This is a genomic window from Arthrobacter sp. 05T423, from assembly GCF_056396245.1.
Map to the genome: position 1 here is coordinate 1 of NZ_JBFTLC010000027.1, position 15,998 is coordinate 15,998.

Consider the following 15,998-nt stretch of genomic DNA (forward strand, 5'->3'; position numbering starts at 1 on the left):
GACGAGTTCGTCAGTGAGGCGGGTGTTTTCTTCCTCTGAGCCGTCGACCCAGTGAATCCGGTCCGGCTGGGTAAGCCCAGCGACCTCTTCAACCCACGCCAGCAGACCGGGATGGGTGGTGGGTGCTTTCTCAAGCAGCGGCAGTCGCGTCAGGTGGGCCATTGCAGTTCCCTTCTTCGGGTTCAGTGGTGTGTGCTAAATGCTAGGGGCGCCTGGACTCGACCCAATTCCCCGTCAGACATGGGATCTGCGAATGCCAAGCGCGGCAAACCCCGCCAGTTCAGGGTTTCATCTCACAAATGGCGCATTTCTCATGACCGAGATCACATAGACCGGTCTAGTCGCCACTTGTTATATTGGATGATGGATCCATAAAATAGTGAAGCAAGCGGCGGATAGGAGGTACGGTGGAGGGTCTTTCGGATTTCCGGGCACCGTTGTATGAGGTGAAGGCCAACCTGTTCAAGGGGCTGGCCCATCCGGTCCGGATCCGGGTGCTGGAGTTGTTGTCGGCGGCCCCGGAGGTATCCGTGACGGAGATGCTGGCCACAACAGGTCTGGAGGCCTCGCACCTGTCCCAGCACTTGATGGTGTTGCGCCGGTACCAGCTGGTCACGGGTGAGCGCCGGGCCTTGCAGATGTTCTATTCGCTGGCGTATCCGCAGGTCGCCGAGCTGCTTTCGGTGGCCAGGCTTTTGCTGAACGACATGCTGCGCACGACGCGGGACCAGCTCGAGTCGTCTCAGGAAGAGTCCTCCGGGTCCGCCACCGAAGCCAGCACGCGGTGAAGGCTTTGGCCGCGGGCCTTGCATTGCTGCCTGGCCGGCAAGACTATGCCCAGCTCCCGCGCACCTGGCAGGGGGATCTGGTTGCCGGTGTCACGGTGGGCATCGTCGCCCTGCCGTTGGCGCTGGCGTTCGGGGTCAGCTCCGGCGCGGGTGCGGCCAGCGGCCTGATCACCGCCGTTGTTGCCGGCGTGGTCGCGGCGGTTTTCGGAGGTTCCAATATCCAGGTCTCCGGGCCCACCGGTGCCATGGTCGTGGTCCTGGGCCCGGTGATCGCCGCCCATGGGATCGGCGCCCTGGCCGCGGTCTCCGTCATGGCCGGGGTGATCGTGCTTGCTGCGGGGCTGCTCAAGCTCGGCCGGGTGGTCACGTTGCTGCCTTGGCCGGTGATTGAAGGGTTCACGGTCGGTATCGCCGCGATTATCTTTCTCCAGCAGTTTCCCGCAGCGTTCGGGTCCAGTTCCGGGTCCGGCGGCAATGCTGCAATCTCGGCCATCCAGGCGCTGGGTACTGTTTCTGCTGCCTCTGCTTTGGCTCCGGCTGCGCTGGTTGCGCTGGTGGTGCTGATCATGGTTGCGGCACCGCGGATCCACCCCCGGACGCCCGGCTCGCTTATCGCGATCATTGTGGCCAGCGTCACAGCCCAGGTCCTGGATCTTCCCGTGGCCAGGATCGGCGCCCTGCCCCAGAGCCTGCCTTCCCCGGTCATCCCTTCCCCGGACTGGGCAACACTGGCCACCCTGGCCGGACCGGCGGCGACCATCGCGGCCCTCGCGGCGATCGAGTCCCTGCTCTCGGCACGGGTTGCCGCCTCAATCTCCGATACCGGCCCCTACGATGCGGACCGTGAACTTCTGGGCCAGGGCCTGGCCTCGGTCGCTTCCGGCTTCTTCGGCGGCATGCCAGCCACCGGAGCCATCGCCCGCACCGCGGTGAACATCCGCTCGGGCGGCAGGACCCGCCTGGCCGCCATCACCCACGCCCTGCTCCTGTTGGCCGTGGTGTACCTGGCCACCGGACCGGTTTCCCGCATTCCGCTCGCCGCCCTGGCAGGGGTGCTGATGGTCACCGCGACCCGCATGGTCTCACCCACCGCGCTGCGCGGCGTGATCGGATCGACCCGGGCGGACACGGTCGTGTTCTTCGTCACCGCGCTCATCACCGTGTCCTTCGACCTGATCGAGGCCGTGGAGATCGGCATCGCCGTCGCTTCCTTCTTTGCCCTGCGCGCCCTGGTCCGCTCCAGCGGCGTCCACCGGGAGGAAATCCCCGGCCCGGTCCACGACGGGGACGAGCACATCGCCATCTTCAGGCTCGACGGTGCCCTCTTCTTCGCCGCCGCCGAACGCGTACTGGAGCGCGTCAGCGCAATCCAGAACGTCGACGTCGTCATCATCCGCATGTCACAGCTACAGACCCTGGACGCAACCGGCGCCAGGGTCATCACCGACATCGTCAACGCCCTTGAACGCCGGGGGATCACCGTACTCATCAAAGGCATCCAGGACCGCCACCTTCGCCTCCTCACCCGGGTAGGAGTCCTGGAATCCCTGCGCCACCACAAACACCTCTTCACCGAACTGGCCCCCGCAGTAGAACACGCCCGCAGCCACGTGGCTCGCGCGGCCAGCGCGCGTGCCACCCGAACCCACGGCCCGGGCCCTGGATCCGCTCCGGCCCCGCCGACGAATGAAGAATCCGCCGAATGAAGAAGATGGAACGACACCTGGCAATCATCCGGACCGCCTCCCTGGAACTGGACACCTCCTTGGTACTGGACAGGCGTCCAGCCCGGCACGCCCAAGCCCACGCCAAACTCATCCAGGTCTTGTGCGAGGCCATGGCAGCACAGATCCCGGCCGCCGATGCCGCGGCGGCCGCCAACATGAGCCTAGGCGAGCTGTTCAACACGCTACGAAAACACGGCTAAGGAAAGTTCACCACCGCGGCTGTGCAGCACTCCACCCCACGACGCCTGACCGCACCGACCACCTGACACCCTTCCAGGAGCAAACCATGACCACAACCCCGCACGCCCCGGCAGAAACCGCCTTGACCCGCGGATCCCGCATCGCCGGTGTCGGTTCCTACCAGCCCGAGAGGATCCTGACGAACGATGACCTCAGCCGACTGGTGGACACCAACGACGAATGGATCCGCACGAGAGTCGGGATCCAGACGCGGCGCATCGCCGACGCCGAGTCCGTAGCGGACATGGCCATCAAGGCCGGCGTCGACGCGTTGCAGGACGCCGGCATCGACGCCGGAAACCTGGACCTCATTGTCGTGGCGACCGTGACCGCGCAGGACCGCTCCCCAAGTACCGCCGGGCGGGTCTCCGCGGCAATCGGCGGCAGCAACCCCGCCGTCTTCGACATCAACGCCGCGTGCTCCGGCTTCACCCACGCCCTCGCCGTGGCAGACCAGGCCATCCGGGCAGGAGCCGCCGAAACGGCCCTCGTCATCGGCGCGGAAAAACTCAGCGACTTCACCGACTGGACAGACCGGAGCACCTGCGTGCTCGTCGGCGACGGCGCCGGAGCTCTGGTCCTGAAAGCCTCAACATCCCCAGGCGTGGGGCCCGTGCACTGGGGCTCGGTCCCGGAACTGGCCCACGCCGTGAGGATCGAACATCCCGAACTGCGCTTCCAGCAGGAAGGCATGTCGGTTTTCCGCTGGGCCATCAGCAAAGCCGCAACGCTGGCGAAGCGTACCTGCGAAATGGCCGGGATCCTGCCGGAAGAACTCGCAGGCTTCGTCCCCCACCAGGCAAACCTGCGCATCATCGAACCCCTCGCCGACCAACTCGGCATCCCCCGCGCCATCACGGCACGCGACGTTGTCACCTCTGGGAACACGTCCTCGGCCAGCGTACCGATCGCGCTGGCCAAACTCGTCCGCAGCGGAGAGCTGCCGCCCGACAGTCCCGTGCTGCTCTTCGGATTCGGCGGCGGATTCTCCTACGCCGGCCAGGTAATCCGGACACCCGCCACCGCGGCAGCGCCACAACCGGTGGATGCCCGAAGCGCTGTGGGGTGACCATGCCCGAGATGTCGTCAGGATGCATAACGCCACCTTCTCATGACGGCGCTCTCGCCATTGCCTTCGCTTCTTCAGTGAAGAGGTGGCCGTGGACCCTCCACACCCCCTGGAGCAATAGCTGTGCACACTGGGGACTGACGTCGGCATCGAATTGAAAGAAAATTACAGTCGCAAGTCAAGCCGATAATTGAATTCTCACGAGTGCGGTTCTGCTGCTGTCCCCAAACTTCAGTCGCATATGACGGTCGGCGGATTCAGGCGGTCATTGCAACAGGAGGTTTTCGATCAGTTCGATCGGTTTCCTGAACTCTAGTCGTTTGCGTGGCCGGTCGTTGAGTTCCTGGGCTACCCAGTCGAGGTCGGCGGCGCTGTGGATGCTCAGATCCGTGCCCTTGGAAAATACTGGCGCAGCAGGCCATTGGTGTTTTCATTGATGCCGCGCTGCCACGGCGAGTGCGGGTCGCAGAAGTCGACCTCGATGCAGGTGTCGATCTTCGGTTTTCCAGTCCTGCATCTCGATGCCCTGATCCCAGGCAAGGGAATGCCGCAACGACTCGGGGAGCGTCTTGATCTTCGCGGACAGTGCATCACGCATCTGCTCGGCCCTGTAGCCGTCCGGCAGGTGCACGAGCATCGTGTGATTGGTGGCCCGCTCGACCAGCGTCCCGATCGCGGACAGGTTTCCCTTGCCGATGATTAGGCGCCCTTCCCAATGCCCCGGCACGGCCCGGTCCTGAACCTCAGGAGGGCGCTCGGAAATATTGATCATTCCCGGGATCCGGTTCTTGCGCTGACCGATCTTGCGGCAGGGCTTCCTCATAGCCCGCCCGGTGCGCAGGCACGCGGTCAGATCACGCTTCAGCGCCCCGCGGAACTGCACATAGAGGGACTCGCAGATCATCTCGGGTGACAGCCTCAGGTCCGGCCCATGGGGGAACTCAACCCGGAGTCGTCCTGCGATCTGCTCGGGTGAGTACCGTTTATTGGACCACTTTTCGCCACCCGCAAGGCAGACTGCGAAGGTCCGACAGGTGGAACGGGGTTAGTCGGCGTGGTCCATCCGGCTGTCTTTGCGGGTCAGGGGAATCCGGTTGGCGGGGGTGACCCAGCTTGCGAGAAGTGTCATCGCCTGCGCGGTGGGCGAGTTGGTTTCGTATGTGTAGGTCAAAAGGGCAAGGTCTTCGTCTTTTGAGAGGTCGAAGGATTCCGCAATGAACTGGATGTCACCGACGAAGGGGTGGTGGTAGTGCTTGAGTCCTTCGCGGTATTTCAGTACGTCGTGGGACGCCCACAGTTCGCGGAACTGTGATGAACGGGTGGAGAGTTCGCCGATGAGCGTCATCAGCTCCTGGTCGTCCGGTGTGCGTCCAGCTGCGGAGCGCAGCAGCGCAACCTGGTTGCGGGCGGCGCGGGCCCAGTCGTCGAAGAATTCGGGCGTGCGTGGATCCAGGAACAGGAACCGGGGCATGCTGAACGGCAACTCCAGGGTGTGGGCACCTTCAGCGTCGGCGTACAGGGCGAGACCGAGTGAGTTCGCGGCGAGGATCTCCAATCGACTGTTCTGCACGAACGCGGGGAGATCGATCGCGTCGAGGACTTTCTGCACTGTCGGTCGAATCGTCTGGCGGGTTCGGGGCTTGGGTGCCCGGACCTGGGCGGGGCGGACGGCGCGGAACAGGTGGCGAAGGTGTTCGCGTTCGACATCGTCGAGTTTCAGGGCGCGGGCGACGGCATCGAGAACTTCCGGGGAGATCCCCGCGGCTTTCCCGCGTTCGAGCCGGTTGTAGTAGTCCACGCTTACCCCGGCGAGGTGCGCGACTTCCTCACGCCGGAGTCCGGGGACACGTCGAACCCCGCCAAATGTTGGTACGCCTGCCTGTTCCGGCGTGATGCGGGCTCGGCGGCTGACGAGAAAGTCCCGGATTTCTGCCCTGTTGTCCATTCCGTTAACGGTATGCGGTTGTTTTCGAAACAGGGAGGTCCTGTCAGGACACCGTTCGCCGGAGGGGCTCGACACAGGGTCTTTGGGACCTCCTGCTTCCTGCGTTGGGTGTTTGTGGGCCGGAACGGGACTCCATCACTGCCGGGACCATTTTTGGGACCGTCCCGAGGTTCTGAGCGGTCTGGGGTGCACTGGCAGACCCTGGTTCGGGGGGAACCAAGGCTGATCCCGGTCTGCCACCGTTCCTCACAGTCCGGTTTTATGAATATGGACGCACCGCACGGGGCGCTGGAGAGACGAGGAGCGAGTTATGGAGTATCGATTGCTGGGCGGCACCGGGGTGAAGGTGAGCAGGCTCGCCCTGGGCACGATGATGTTCGGGCCCTGGGGCAACCCGGATCACGATTCCTCGATCGAGACGATCCACCGTGCCTTGGATGGCGGGATCAATTTCGTTGATACTGCTGACATTTACTCGGCTGGCGAGTCTGAGGTGATCGTCGGGAAAGCGATCGCCGGCCGCCGTGATGACATCGTGCTGGCCACGAAATTTTACGGGTCGATGGGCGAGGATGTGAACCAGGGCGGGACTTCCCGCCGGTGGATCATCCAGGAGGTCGAGAACTCGCTGCGGCGCCTGGGCACCGACTGGATCGACCTGTATCAGGTGCACACCCCGTCCCGGGAGACCGACTACGAGGAGACCCTTGGCGCACTGACCGATCTGGTGAGGCAGGGCAAGATCCGCTACTTCGGCTCCTCGAAGGAGACGGCGGCCGGGATGGTCGAGGCCCAATGGGTAGCCAGGGATCGGCACCTGAACCGCTTCGCGACCGAGCAGCCGTCTTATTCCATCCTCGCCCGCGGCGTCGAGAACGATCTCCTGCCCACCGCCCAGCGGTACAACATGGGAGTGCTGACGTTCAGCCCGCTGAACGGCGGGTGGCTGTCGGGCCGGTGGCACAAGGGCGAAGCCCAGCCGGAGCAGTCCCCGTCGCGGCGTCGCCTGGTGGAGCGGTTCGACATCACTCTGCCCACGAACCAGCGAAAGCTAGACGCCGTCGAGCAGCTCGGAGAGCTGGCCGAGGAGAGCGGGCTGACCTTGATCGAGCTCGCGGTCGCGTTCGTGCTCAACCATCCAGGAGTGACCTCGGCGATCATCGGACCGCGCACCACCGAGCATCTGGAATCGCAGCTGACCGCTGCCGAAATCGTGCTCGATGAGCGGTATTGGACCGGATTGATGAAATCGTCCCTCCCGGCGTGAACCTGAACCCCGCCGACATCCACATGCCCCCTGTTGACCCGTCGGCCCGGCGTCGCCGCTCGAACTGATACCGACCCGCTTCCGCAGCCTTAGAAAGCAGGAAGAAGCACGCCGTGACCACGACTCCCACTCCGCCCCGAGGGCGGGTGAACACCACCGCGATCCTCGCGATCGTGCTGGTGAGCTACTTCATGATCATCCTCGACAACTCGATCATCTTCACCGGCCTGCCCCGCATTCAGGCCGAACTCGGATTCGATGAGCTGGGCCTGTCGTGGGCGACGAACGCGTACACACTCGTGTTCGGCGGCTTCCTCCTCCTCGGCGCCCGGTCAGGCGATCTGCTCGGGCGGCGGCGCATGTTCATCGTCGGACTGGTGATCTTCGCGGCCGCGTCGCTGCTGATCGCCGCCGCCCCGTACGGATGGTGGATGATCACAGCGCGCGCCCTCCAAGGCTTCGGCGGTGCGTTGATCGCACCACTGTCCCTGTCGCTGCTGACAACGAACTTCGCGGAAGGACCCGCCCGTATTCGCGCGGTGTCCTACTACGGGGCGACCGCCGGCATCGGGGCGGCCGCGGGAATGGTTGTTGGCGGTGCACTGGCAGAATATGTGTCCTGGCGGGCCGGGTTCTTCATCAACGTCCCGATCGGTATCGTCCTGGTTATCGCTACGCTCAAGTGCGTACCCGAGACCGCCCCGGAGCGTGGCAGCTTCGACCTCACTGGGGCAATCCTGTCCACCCTGGGCGTCGGTGCCATTGTCCTGGGCGTCATCAACTCCGCCGACTTCGGCTGGGATGCCACTTCGGCCCACATCGCCCTCATCGTCGGGATCATGCTGGTGACAGTACTGATCGTGAACGAGAAACGCGCAGCCCAACCGATCATGCCGCTAACGCTGTTCCAGTCGCGCCAGCGCAGCGGCGCGTACCTCGGCAGGTTCCTGTTCGGGGGGTTCATGATGTCGTACTTCTACTTCCTCACCCAGTTCCTCCAAGGCGTGTACCACTTCACGGCCTTCGAAGCGGGGACGGCATTCCTACCAATGACGCTCGCCTCCTTCGCTACCGCCGTCAACGTCCCTCGACTGACCCGCCACGTCCCCTCCTCGGCCCTGCTCTCGATCGGTTTCGCGCTACTGACGGCCGGGATCGGATGGCTGTCCCTCGTCCGCCCGGACACTCCCTACCTGATCGGGGTCGCGTTGCCGCTGCTCGTGTACGGAATCGGGCAAGGCCTCGCGATCGGCCCCCTCACCGGGGCCGGCGTCGCAGGTGCTACCGGTCAGCTGGCAGGAGCGACATCCGGGATGATCAACACCGCCCAGCAACTCGGCGGCACGGTCGGCATCGCCGCGCTCGTGTCGATCAGCACCGGCAGCGGAGCCCCTCTTTCCCAGCAAGTAGCCACTGCGTTCACCGGCGGCACGATCCTCGCCGCCACCGCCTTGGTCATCACTCTCGTGCTGATCATTCCCGGCGAACGTGCCAGCCGCCGCGCCCAGCACACAGAGTCGCCGGCCCGCACGCCGGAACCAACCGGAACAAGCTCGTAACAGCCGCCCGTGCAGCGGCACGCCGCCGCGCCCGGAATGTCCACCCTTCGTCACGAAAGCAACTCCTCCATGACCGAAACCACATCCACCAAGTTGCCCTTCGTCGTCCTCTTGCTCGCACTGGGCACGTTCCTGATGAACACCACCGAGTTCGTCATCGCCGGACTGCTCCCGGCCATCGCCACCGATCTCGGCGTCGGTGTTGCCCAGGCGGGTCTGCTGATTACCTTCTTCGCCGTCGGCATGATCATCGGCGCCCCCACCATCTCGGTCGCCACCGCGCGTATCCCTAAACGCGTCACCCTTGTCCTGGCGCTGGTGCTGTACGCGGCCGGACACCTCGTCGCCGCCACGAGCGGATCCTTCGAGGTCGTCCTGGCATCCCGTGTGGCCACAGCGATCGCCACCGGCGCTTTCCTCTCGGTCGCCGCCATCGTCGCTACCACCGCCGCCGGCCCTGCCCGAGCTACCCGCGCCATGGGTGTGATGATGAGCGGGATGGGCCTGGCCATCGTTGCCGGCGTCCCGCTGGGGTCCTGGCTGGGCCAGTCAATCGGATGGCGCGGGATCTTCTGGATCCTCGCCGCATTGGCAGTCCTCGTCGCCGCCGTCATCTGGCGCCTCGCACCCCGTGAACAGGCGAGCACGGAACCCGTCACGATCCGTTCACAGGCGAGCATTCTTCGCAGCGGGCGCATGTGGCTTGTCCTCACGGCGACCGCGCTCATCTCCGGAGGCCTACTCGCCGTTTACAGCTACGTCTCCCCACTACTGACCGACGGAGCAGGCATTCCCGAGGCCCTCGTCCCGCTGGTTCTCGTCGGCTTCGGCCTCGGAGCACTCACAGGCACCATACTCGCGGGCCGTTTCGGGGATCGCCGACCGCTGACCACGTTCCTCGCCATCGGCGTTGCCACGACCGTCGTCGTCGCCCTCATCATTCCCTTGACGAGCATCGCCGCCGCCGTGATCCCCCTCATTGTGCTTCTTGGCCTCACCGGCATGGGCGTCGCCTCGATCGCCACGCCTCTCGCCGTCAGGTTCGGCCACCGGGGTCCCGCCCTCGCCGCAGCACTTACCGTTTCCGCTTTCAACGTCGGCATCGCCGCCGGCACATGGCTCGCCGGCTCCGCCCTCGAATCACCGCTAGGCGTCACCGGCCCCGCCCTTGCCGCCGTGGGCATGCTTATTCTCGGCATCATCCCGCTGATAGTACTCGCCGCCCTGCGCGCCACCACCGAGCCAGCCGCCACGCTCACCACGAACGTAGCGCAGGAGACCCCCGCCGCATAACAGCACTACAGCCGTGGGCCGTCAGTCGAATATCTCGTCAATCCAGTTGTTCGTTGGGGTATCTACGACGTCCCCCTTGCGAACGGAGCCCATCCCATACTCATTGCTCTTGGTTAGCAGCCCTGCGTTGTGCTCGTTAAAGTTTTGAGCGAAACTCTCGCCTGCCCAGATTGGATCTGCCCAGCCTCGGCCGGCTTTGTTGGCAAGATGAGCGGCCCGATTGATCACGTCGCCCATGTAAATAACGTCGTTGATGCCGCATGCTCCGCTTGGGCTCAGTCGCAGGAGCTTACGGCTGACCGATCAACGATTTAGCCCGACATATGGGATTATCAGTCTGGGACCCCCATTCCGCTAAGTGTTGCAATCACCGCAAGAACCCAAGGGTCCTTGAGGGCGACACCTCGCAGCTGCTCCCCTGCTGGAACAATCCGCGAGAACACTGCCCTCTCGATAGCCATATGCCCTGCCCTATTTCAGCCGCACTAGGGGTGCCCTTAGGGCTAACACTGGCGGAGATAAGCGCGCCATCCGGTCGTACGTCAGGCATGTCCATCAATTCGCAGGAGCTAACTTCCCGACGGAAGGGACTCATGGCACCCGGAATACCCGCCCACGAAAAGCTTGACCATGCCCTGCAAAATAAATCCGCGCCGCATCGGCCGTCAGCGAATGCCAATGCAGACAAATAGGTTCTCGTCGACTTCGGTCATGCTGTTGTGCAAAGCGTGAGCAATGAAGGGATATGAACAACCAGCAAGGCAGCAGGCACCACCGCCCGGGACGGCTCGCTCCAACCCCCAGCGTCATGTAGTTGGCCTACACGGAGGCAATGGACAGGTATGAAGACAAACAGCGCAGCCGGCCGCCTCACGTCGGAACACCCATCAAAATGCACAGCGTCATTCATTAGACGCCGGAGCTAACGATGAAGAACCAGGAAGACACGACGAACCGGACAGGAGGATCCCAGTGAAAAACCAACGACACGGCAAAGGAATCAGAGCAACATTCTTCTCGGGTCATGTTGCCCAGGCCACGGGCGCCCATGAACAGGTAACCGACGACAAACGATCGACCAACGAAGGCAAGGAGGCAACCGGCCACCAATGAAAAAGGCCCCCGAAGGGGCCCTTCACAACACAAATTGTGCACACTCAGAGGCCTAAAGCCCCTGAACAGGGAAAACACGTGCCCAAGGTGGGACTCGAACCAGCCGCTCCCCCTGAAAATCCGCCACTCCCCCAAAAACCTCCCCAATCCGGCCCAGTCCGAAGCCGATACAACCGAATCCGAAGCCCAAGGTGTGGACACTGTCCACACCCTCCTTTTGTGAGCATTTTGATGCGCCGTATGGCGGCGTGCGCAGCCATTGAGGCCTGGACAATCCTTCTCCACGCCCTCGCTCATTCGGGCCATCGGTGGTGTTTCCGGCAGCCGAAATCCGACGCAGGGCATTGGCTTTGCAGTGGTGTGCGAAGCAGCCCGGGGACTGGGCAAGAGCGAAAATCATAGTGTTTCGACCTCCTTCGAACATCTCATGGGCGGAGACAGTAGAAGAGAGCATGACCAGGACTTCGCCCCCTAGAGCACGGAACATCCATAAGGCCCGCGCCCTTCCAGCACGACGAAATCACAATTATCGGCGTACCAAAACTGGCGGGGGAGTGCTCGCAAAGGGTGCTGTTTCCTGCCGTCGTTCGTGGCGTTTTCTACCCGTGACTTCGGAGGTCAGAACTCTGCTCAGCCAACACCCGGTTCACGGCAGGGATGTCCAGGAAAGCAGGGTCAAAGGGCTCATCCGATCGGGTGATTTCGGCCACCCATTCGGAGTGTTCGGCGTGGTCGGGACGAGCCGGGTCGGCCAAGGCGTCCATGATCTCCTCGTACGGCGCAGTCCGCGGCCGTCCGACCAGCTCTCAGTCGGCCGAATGGCCACATGCGGGGCCTGAGCTTGCCCCGGCCTCCCGACAAGCGACGCTCCGCCACCGGCTTTCAATCCAGATGATTCTGCTTCAGCCAATTTCCTGACGATACTGGAGAGGTGAGCATGCAGAGCGAGGTTCTATTCGTTGGGGGTCGGTCGGGGGTTGGGAAGAGCTCAGTGGCTTTTGAACTGCATGCCCAGCTCAGTGCTTTAAAGGTCAAACACTGTGTGATCGAAGGCGACAACCTCGACTTGGCCTTCCCTCAACCTTGGGAGCACCGTTTGGCGGAGCGGAACCTTGCAGCGATCTGGGCAAACTACCGCGCTCTTGGCTACCGGCGGATGATCTACACGAACACGGTCAGCGTCCGATTCACCCAGGAATTGGCAGCAGCCATGGGAGACAGTCCCAGTATTAGTGCTGTTCTGCTGACCGCCACCGACGAAACATCCTCAGCCAGACTGTCCCGGCGAACCCAGGGCAGCGACTTTCAGGAACATCTTGACCGCAGCAAAGCCGCCGCCAGGCAGCTCGAACTCCTCACACCACAATGGGTCCATCGATGCCCCACGGACAACCGCAGCGTGCAGGAAATTGCTGCTGACCTTCTTGGGCTCACCGGATGGGCAGCCAACTAAGGCGTCCTGCGCCCGGCCAGCTAGCGAAGTTGAATCAGACCAGCATTGGTTGGACGAAACCCGCATGCCTCCAAGTAGAAATTCTGCAGGTGCTCGTCAAAGTCAACATGAAGCCATTCGCAGCCCGCCTCCCGTGATTGCTCCGTTGAAACGGACAGGAGTCGTTTCCCAATGCCCTGGCGGCGCGCCCGGTGTGCCACCAACGTGTCTTCGATGAACGCGTGTGCCTGTCCGTCCCAGATCACGTTGACGAAGCCCACGAGTCCTTGGTCATCGCGCGCCGTGACCCATCCCAGACTCAGGCGCGAGAGAACATCAGTCCAATCGACTTCAACCAATGCATGATCGAAGCCTTCTGCATGCAGCTGGTTGAGCTCTTCGTTCCGAACCATTCCGCGCCATTCAAAGGTGATCGTCATGACGAACAGCATTGCAGATGCCGCCGGCTGCGGAGCGCCCGGGTAATGTAGCCAGATGCCAAACCTCACCATGACGATCAGACGCGCCGCCATCAACGATGCGGACAACGTTTGGCTTCTAGTTCAGGATTTCGCGCCCGCGTTCGCGCCGAAGCGGGAACCCTTTGACCTAGCCTTCCGTTCGCTGCTCCAAGTGCCCCAGACGCTCATTCTGGTAGCCGAACAGAGTGACGGATCCGTCGTCGGCTACCTTCTAGCCCATTGCCGGGCCACCTTTCTTGCCAACGGCCCTGCTGCCTGGGTCGAGGAGGTAATGGTGGCCGAGCGGGTACGACGGCATGGTGTGGGACAGGCGTTGATGGCTGAGGTCGAGTCATGGGCGCAGGCGCAGGGCGCTGCATATATATCGCTAGCGAGCCGACGGGCTGGCGATTTCTATCGTGCCCTTGCATATGAGGACGCCGCGACATTCTTCAAGAAGCCCCTTTGACCCAGTGATGTGGCGACAGCCGAACGTCTGGGTGACCCCACTCGAGTTTCGGCCGGCCGCACGCGATTAGTGGGCTCCGGCGGCGATCCCGGCATTCGGCCGTGTGGACGCTTCGGTGGTTGCGCCTTTTACTGGCAGCCGCAGGAGTTCCGGACGCGCAGGTGCGTGGGGAAAGTCCGGTGCTCCGGTTTTTCTCCGCGTCGGGCTCCGATAAGTGCCGTGACGGCCGCTTCGGCCATGGCCTGTGCGGGCTGTTCCACGGTGGTCAATGACGGCCAGCTGTATTCAGCCTCCGCGGAGCCGTCGAATGCGACCAGGGCCATGTCCTCGGGCACCGACACGCCGGCTTCGTGAAGCGCCCGAAGAATGCCAATGGCCTGCATGTCCGAGCTGGCGAAAATCGCGGTCTCCGCTGGAACCTGGGTTCAGGCAAAGGCTCCTCGGTGCTGGAAGTCATCAGGTCCTTCGAGAAGGCGGCGGGCCAGCCCGTTCCCTACGAGATCACCGCACGGCGACCCGGTGACCTTCCCGCGTTCTGGGCTGACGCCACCTCCGCCCTTGCGGATCTCAGCTGGGCCACCACCAAGACCCTGGACCAGATGTGCGAGGACCACTGGCGCTGGCAGAAAAACAACCCCAATGGCTATGGCAGCTGAAACTGGGAGTCCCGCGGCCAACGCCGGCACCCCTGCGGCCAGCGCAGCGGACACGCACCCGGTCCAGGCTCAAGAGCCCACGGGCATCCGGGAGGTTGCGGCGGCCGCTGGGGTTTCCACCGCCACCGTCTCCCGTGCCCTGCGTGGACTCCCCCGGGTTTCGCGCTCCACACGCGAGAGAATCGAGGCTGCCGCAGCCAACCTTGGCTACGTTGTTTCTTCCGCGGCGTCGGAGCTTGCGCGGCGCCGGGGCGACCGCAGGGCCACGCTCCCGGAGCAGTTGAAGCAGGTAGAACCTTCTGCGTCGGGCACCGCAAAATTCTCCCTGGCCGGCCCCGGCCCCGTGGCAGCTTCCGGACACCCGGCGACACCGGGCCGGGGCACCATCGTCGATGTCAACGGGCCCTTGTCCGATCCGGGCACACCGGATGAACGCAGCGTGCCCGCGCCAGCCGGCATCGAACAAATTGTCCAGTCAATCGCGTCAGCACACGGCTTCACTACGTACGTAAAGTCCTGCAATATCGCAGACATGCCGGATAGTGTCCGGACCGCCGCTGCCTCTGCCGTCGGAATTATCATCAACACGGGCGGCCTCAGCGCCGTATCAACCGAGCTGCACGCTGCGCTGGCCTCCGCGTCCGTTCCGACTGTCGAGATTCGCACCAACAACATCCACCCTGAGCAAATCGACAGCGCTCCTCCGTCCTTCGCCTGCACGGTCCTGATTACCGGCGCGGGTACCTACGGCTACAAACTGGCCATCGACTACCTGGCCTCAGCCGTCCACCCATCCGGATTCAGCCGGACACAGAACGCTGGATGGCGACGGCAGCAGCGCCGCGCGCCCACTGATTGAACCCGAGCGATTCCAGCCGGATATCGACTGGCCCGGCCTCAGGATCCCGGTCGGCGGCCAGGGCTTCGTGCAGGGGCCCGTCAATCAGCTCCAGGATGCCTATTCCTTCTCCGGCCAGGACAACCGTGTTCACCATGGCGAGATTCGCGACCGCGGCTATCATCCTGCCCAATCCGCGTCCTGCCGAGTTCACTACGTAGGCGGCAGCAGGATGGCCTTCCGCGGCCAGACTGAGCACCTCCTGGTATTCCACGGCCCGCCCCAGGGCGGAAGCCGCTTGCGAACAGATGCTGTGGGTCGACAGCAAGGCAGTGGAACAACCCCTGTGCCCGGCCACGCACAGGGGCCCGGCCGGATCGAGCGGAAAGTGCCCTCCAAGTCCCAGACCGGTGTCAGGGACGCTGATAACCCGGTTGTTGATGACTAAGCCGTAGCCAACTCCGGCACCGATGGTGATCAGGGCAAAGCTCTCGACTCCGCGGCCCACACCAAACCACTGTTCAGCAACGGTCAGGGCGACGACGTCATTTTCGATGATTACCGGCAGCCCGAGCTCCTTCTCCAAGGCCGGCCGCAGCGGCACGTAGCGCCACTCCAGAAATGGAGCGCGGAGCACAGTTCCGCCACCGTCGACATGTCCGCCAATGCTGATGCCAATCCCGGATACCGCAATCTCCCCCGATCGCGTCAGGCTTCGGACGCCCTCCACCAGGGCGTGGATCACCCCGTCCAGGCTTCGGTCAGCGAGCTGAAATTCTGCACTTTCCAGTTCTTCGGCCCTCATGTCGGTGAGCACCAAAGCGATCCCGTCGCCAGTGATTTTCGCGCCGATGAAGTGCTGGGACGCCTGCCGGATATCGAGGAGTCGAACGGGGCGTCCCACCGTGCCGTCATTCACGAGCGGGCCCTCAACCAGGAGGCCCGCGTCGATCAAAGGTTTCCCCAACCGGGTGAGACTGGCCATCGACAAGCCGAGCCGTTCCGCCAATTGCCCACGGGACATCGGCCCGTTCACGAGGACGGTACGGGTGAGTTCCCGTACGGATTCTTCAAGTTCCACACCAGCTCCTTAGCTGCAGCACCCCCGACTAGTTTATTTCACTCTGAAGCTAATCAGTTT

General features: G+C 63.5%; 13 protein-coding genes and 4 pseudogenes. 11 read left to right on the forward strand and 6 right to left on the reverse strand.

The window, feature by feature from the left end:
• On the reverse strand, nt 1-162 hold a 162-nt coding region (locus tag AC1DFE_RS17635), incomplete at its 3' end, for a hypothetical protein (protein WP_476907231.1).
• A gap of 245 nt (nt 163-407) precedes the next feature.
• Here AC1DFE_RS17635 and AC1DFE_RS17640 point away from each other — a divergent pair.
• From AC1DFE_RS17640 to AC1DFE_RS17655, 4 genes are all read left to right on the forward strand, one after another.
• Nucleotides 408-788, forward strand: a complete 381-nt coding sequence (locus AC1DFE_RS17640; RefSeq protein WP_476907174.1) for an ArsR/SmtB family transcription factor — start codon at nt 408-410, stop codon at nt 786-788.
• Complete coding sequence (locus AC1DFE_RS17645) at nt 785-2,494, forward strand: SulP family inorganic anion transporter (protein WP_476907175.1); 1,710 nt, start codon at nt 785-787, stop codon at nt 2,492-2,494. The genes AC1DFE_RS17640 and AC1DFE_RS17645 overlap by 4 nt, the downstream gene beginning before the upstream one ends.
• Nucleotides 2,491-2,715, forward strand: a complete 225-nt coding sequence (locus AC1DFE_RS17650; RefSeq protein WP_476907176.1) for a hypothetical protein — start codon at nt 2,491-2,493, stop codon at nt 2,713-2,715. Before AC1DFE_RS17645 ends, AC1DFE_RS17650 begins: the two co-directional genes overlap by 4 nt.
• Before the next feature lie 86 nt (nt 2,716-2,801).
• Nucleotides 2,802-3,824, forward strand: a complete 1,023-nt coding sequence (locus AC1DFE_RS17655) for a beta-ketoacyl-ACP synthase III (protein ID WP_476907177.1) — start codon at nt 2,802-2,804, stop codon at nt 3,822-3,824.
• A gap of 265 nt (nt 3,825-4,089) precedes the next feature.
• Here AC1DFE_RS17655 and AC1DFE_RS17660 read toward each other — a convergent pair.
• Nucleotides 4,090-4,809 (reverse strand): annotated as a pseudogene (locus AC1DFE_RS17660) (IS30 family transposase); the annotation flags it as partial.
• Nucleotides 4,810-4,869: 60 nt separating this feature from the next.
• Nucleotides 4,870-5,769 carry a helix-turn-helix transcriptional regulator gene (locus AC1DFE_RS17665; RefSeq protein WP_476907178.1) on the reverse strand — a complete coding sequence of 300 codons (900 nt, stop codon included), beginning with the start codon at nt 5,767-5,769 and terminating at the stop codon, nt 4,870-4,872.
• A gap of 310 nt (nt 5,770-6,079) precedes the next feature.
• Here AC1DFE_RS17665 and AC1DFE_RS17670 point away from each other — a divergent pair.
• The 4 genes and pseudogenes from AC1DFE_RS17670 (at nt 6,080) to AC1DFE_RS17685 (ending at nt 12,454) form a co-directional block, all read left to right on the forward strand.
• Nucleotides 6,080-7,104: pseudogene (locus AC1DFE_RS17670) on the forward strand (aldo/keto reductase).
• 45 nt (nt 7,105-7,149) lie between these two features.
• Complete coding sequence (locus tag AC1DFE_RS17675; protein WP_476907179.1) at nt 7,150-8,595, forward strand: MFS transporter; 1,446 nt, start codon at nt 7,150-7,152, stop codon at nt 8,593-8,595.
• A gap of 69 nt (nt 8,596-8,664) precedes the next feature.
• Nucleotides 8,665-9,888 (forward strand): MFS transporter, encoded by a 1,224-nt coding sequence (locus AC1DFE_RS17680; RefSeq protein ID WP_476907180.1) that lies wholly within the window; start codon nt 8,665-8,667, stop codon nt 9,886-9,888.
• Between the two features lie 2,050 nt (nt 9,889-11,938).
• Nucleotides 11,939-12,454, forward strand: a complete 516-nt coding sequence (locus tag AC1DFE_RS17685) for an adenylyl-sulfate kinase (RefSeq protein WP_476907232.1) — start codon at nt 11,939-11,941, stop codon at nt 12,452-12,454.
• 20 nt (nt 12,455-12,474) lie between these two features.
• Here the strand turns inward: AC1DFE_RS17685 and AC1DFE_RS17690 are convergent, their stop codons facing one another.
• Nucleotides 12,475-12,873, reverse strand: coding sequence for a GNAT family N-acetyltransferase (locus AC1DFE_RS17690; protein WP_476907181.1), 399 nt, complete (start codon nt 12,871-12,873; stop codon nt 12,475-12,477).
• Between the two features lie 55 nt (nt 12,874-12,928).
• Here AC1DFE_RS17690 and AC1DFE_RS17695 point away from each other — a divergent pair, with 55 nt between their 5' ends.
• The gene (locus AC1DFE_RS17695) at nt 12,929-13,363 is read left to right on the forward strand and encodes a GNAT family N-acetyltransferase (RefSeq protein ID WP_476907182.1); all 435 of its coding nucleotides are present in this window, start codon (nt 12,929-12,931) and stop codon (nt 13,361-13,363) included.
• Nucleotides 13,364-13,491: 128 nt separating this feature from the next.
• On the opposite strand, the pseudogene AC1DFE_RS17700 reads toward AC1DFE_RS17695, so the two are convergent.
• Nucleotides 13,492-13,770, reverse strand: a pseudogene (locus AC1DFE_RS17700) (substrate-binding domain-containing protein); the annotation flags it as partial.
• A gap of 3 nt (nt 13,771-13,773) precedes the next feature.
• Here AC1DFE_RS17700 and AC1DFE_RS17705 point away from each other — a divergent pair.
• Together AC1DFE_RS17705 and AC1DFE_RS17710 are read left to right on the forward strand one after the other, a co-directional pair.
• Nucleotides 13,774-14,019 (forward strand): annotated as a pseudogene (locus tag AC1DFE_RS17705) (UDP-glucose 4-epimerase GalE); the annotation flags it as partial.
• Nucleotides 14,003-14,878: a LacI family DNA-binding transcriptional regulator gene (locus AC1DFE_RS17710; protein WP_476907183.1), complete on the forward strand. Its 876-nt coding sequence runs from the start codon at nt 14,003-14,005 to the stop codon at nt 14,876-14,878. The pseudogene AC1DFE_RS17705 and the gene AC1DFE_RS17710, both read left to right, overlap by 17 nt.
• Here the strand turns inward: AC1DFE_RS17710 and AC1DFE_RS17715 are convergent.
• Entirely contained in the window at nt 14,820-15,938 is a 1,119-nt protein-coding gene (locus AC1DFE_RS17715; protein WP_476907184.1) for an ROK family protein, read from the reverse strand. The genes AC1DFE_RS17710 and AC1DFE_RS17715 overlap by 59 nt on opposite strands.
• Nucleotides 15,939-15,998 lie beyond the last annotated feature (60 nt).

Excerpts from the sequence above, each read along its gene's own strand:
- AC1DFE_RS17690 (WP_476907181.1), bottom strand. The coding sequence starts at position 12,873 with ATGACGATCACCTTTGAATGGCGCGGAATGGTTCGGAACGAAGAGCTC.
- AC1DFE_RS17650 (WP_476907176.1), top strand. The coding sequence starts at position 2,491 with ATGAAGAAGATGGAACGACACCTGGCAATCATCCGGACCGCCTCCCTG.
- AC1DFE_RS17695 (WP_476907182.1), top strand. The coding sequence starts at position 12,929 with ATGCCAAACCTCACCATGACGATCAGACGCGCCGCCATCAACGATGCG.
- AC1DFE_RS17710 (WP_476907183.1), top strand. The coding sequence starts at position 14,003 with ATGGCTATGGCAGCTGAAACTGGGAGTCCCGCGGCCAACGCCGGCACC.
- AC1DFE_RS17655 (WP_476907177.1), top strand. The coding sequence starts at position 2,802 with ATGACCACAACCCCGCACGCCCCGGCAGAAACCGCCTTGACCCGCGGA.
- AC1DFE_RS17665 (WP_476907178.1), bottom strand. The coding sequence starts at position 5,769 with ATGGACAACAGGGCAGAAATCCGGGACTTTCTCGTCAGCCGCCGAGCC.
- AC1DFE_RS17685 (WP_476907232.1), top strand. The coding sequence starts at position 11,939 with ATGCAGAGCGAGGTTCTATTCGTTGGGGGTCGGTCGGGGGTTGGGAAG.
- AC1DFE_RS17680 (WP_476907180.1), top strand. The coding sequence starts at position 8,665 with ATGACCGAAACCACATCCACCAAGTTGCCCTTCGTCGTCCTCTTGCTC.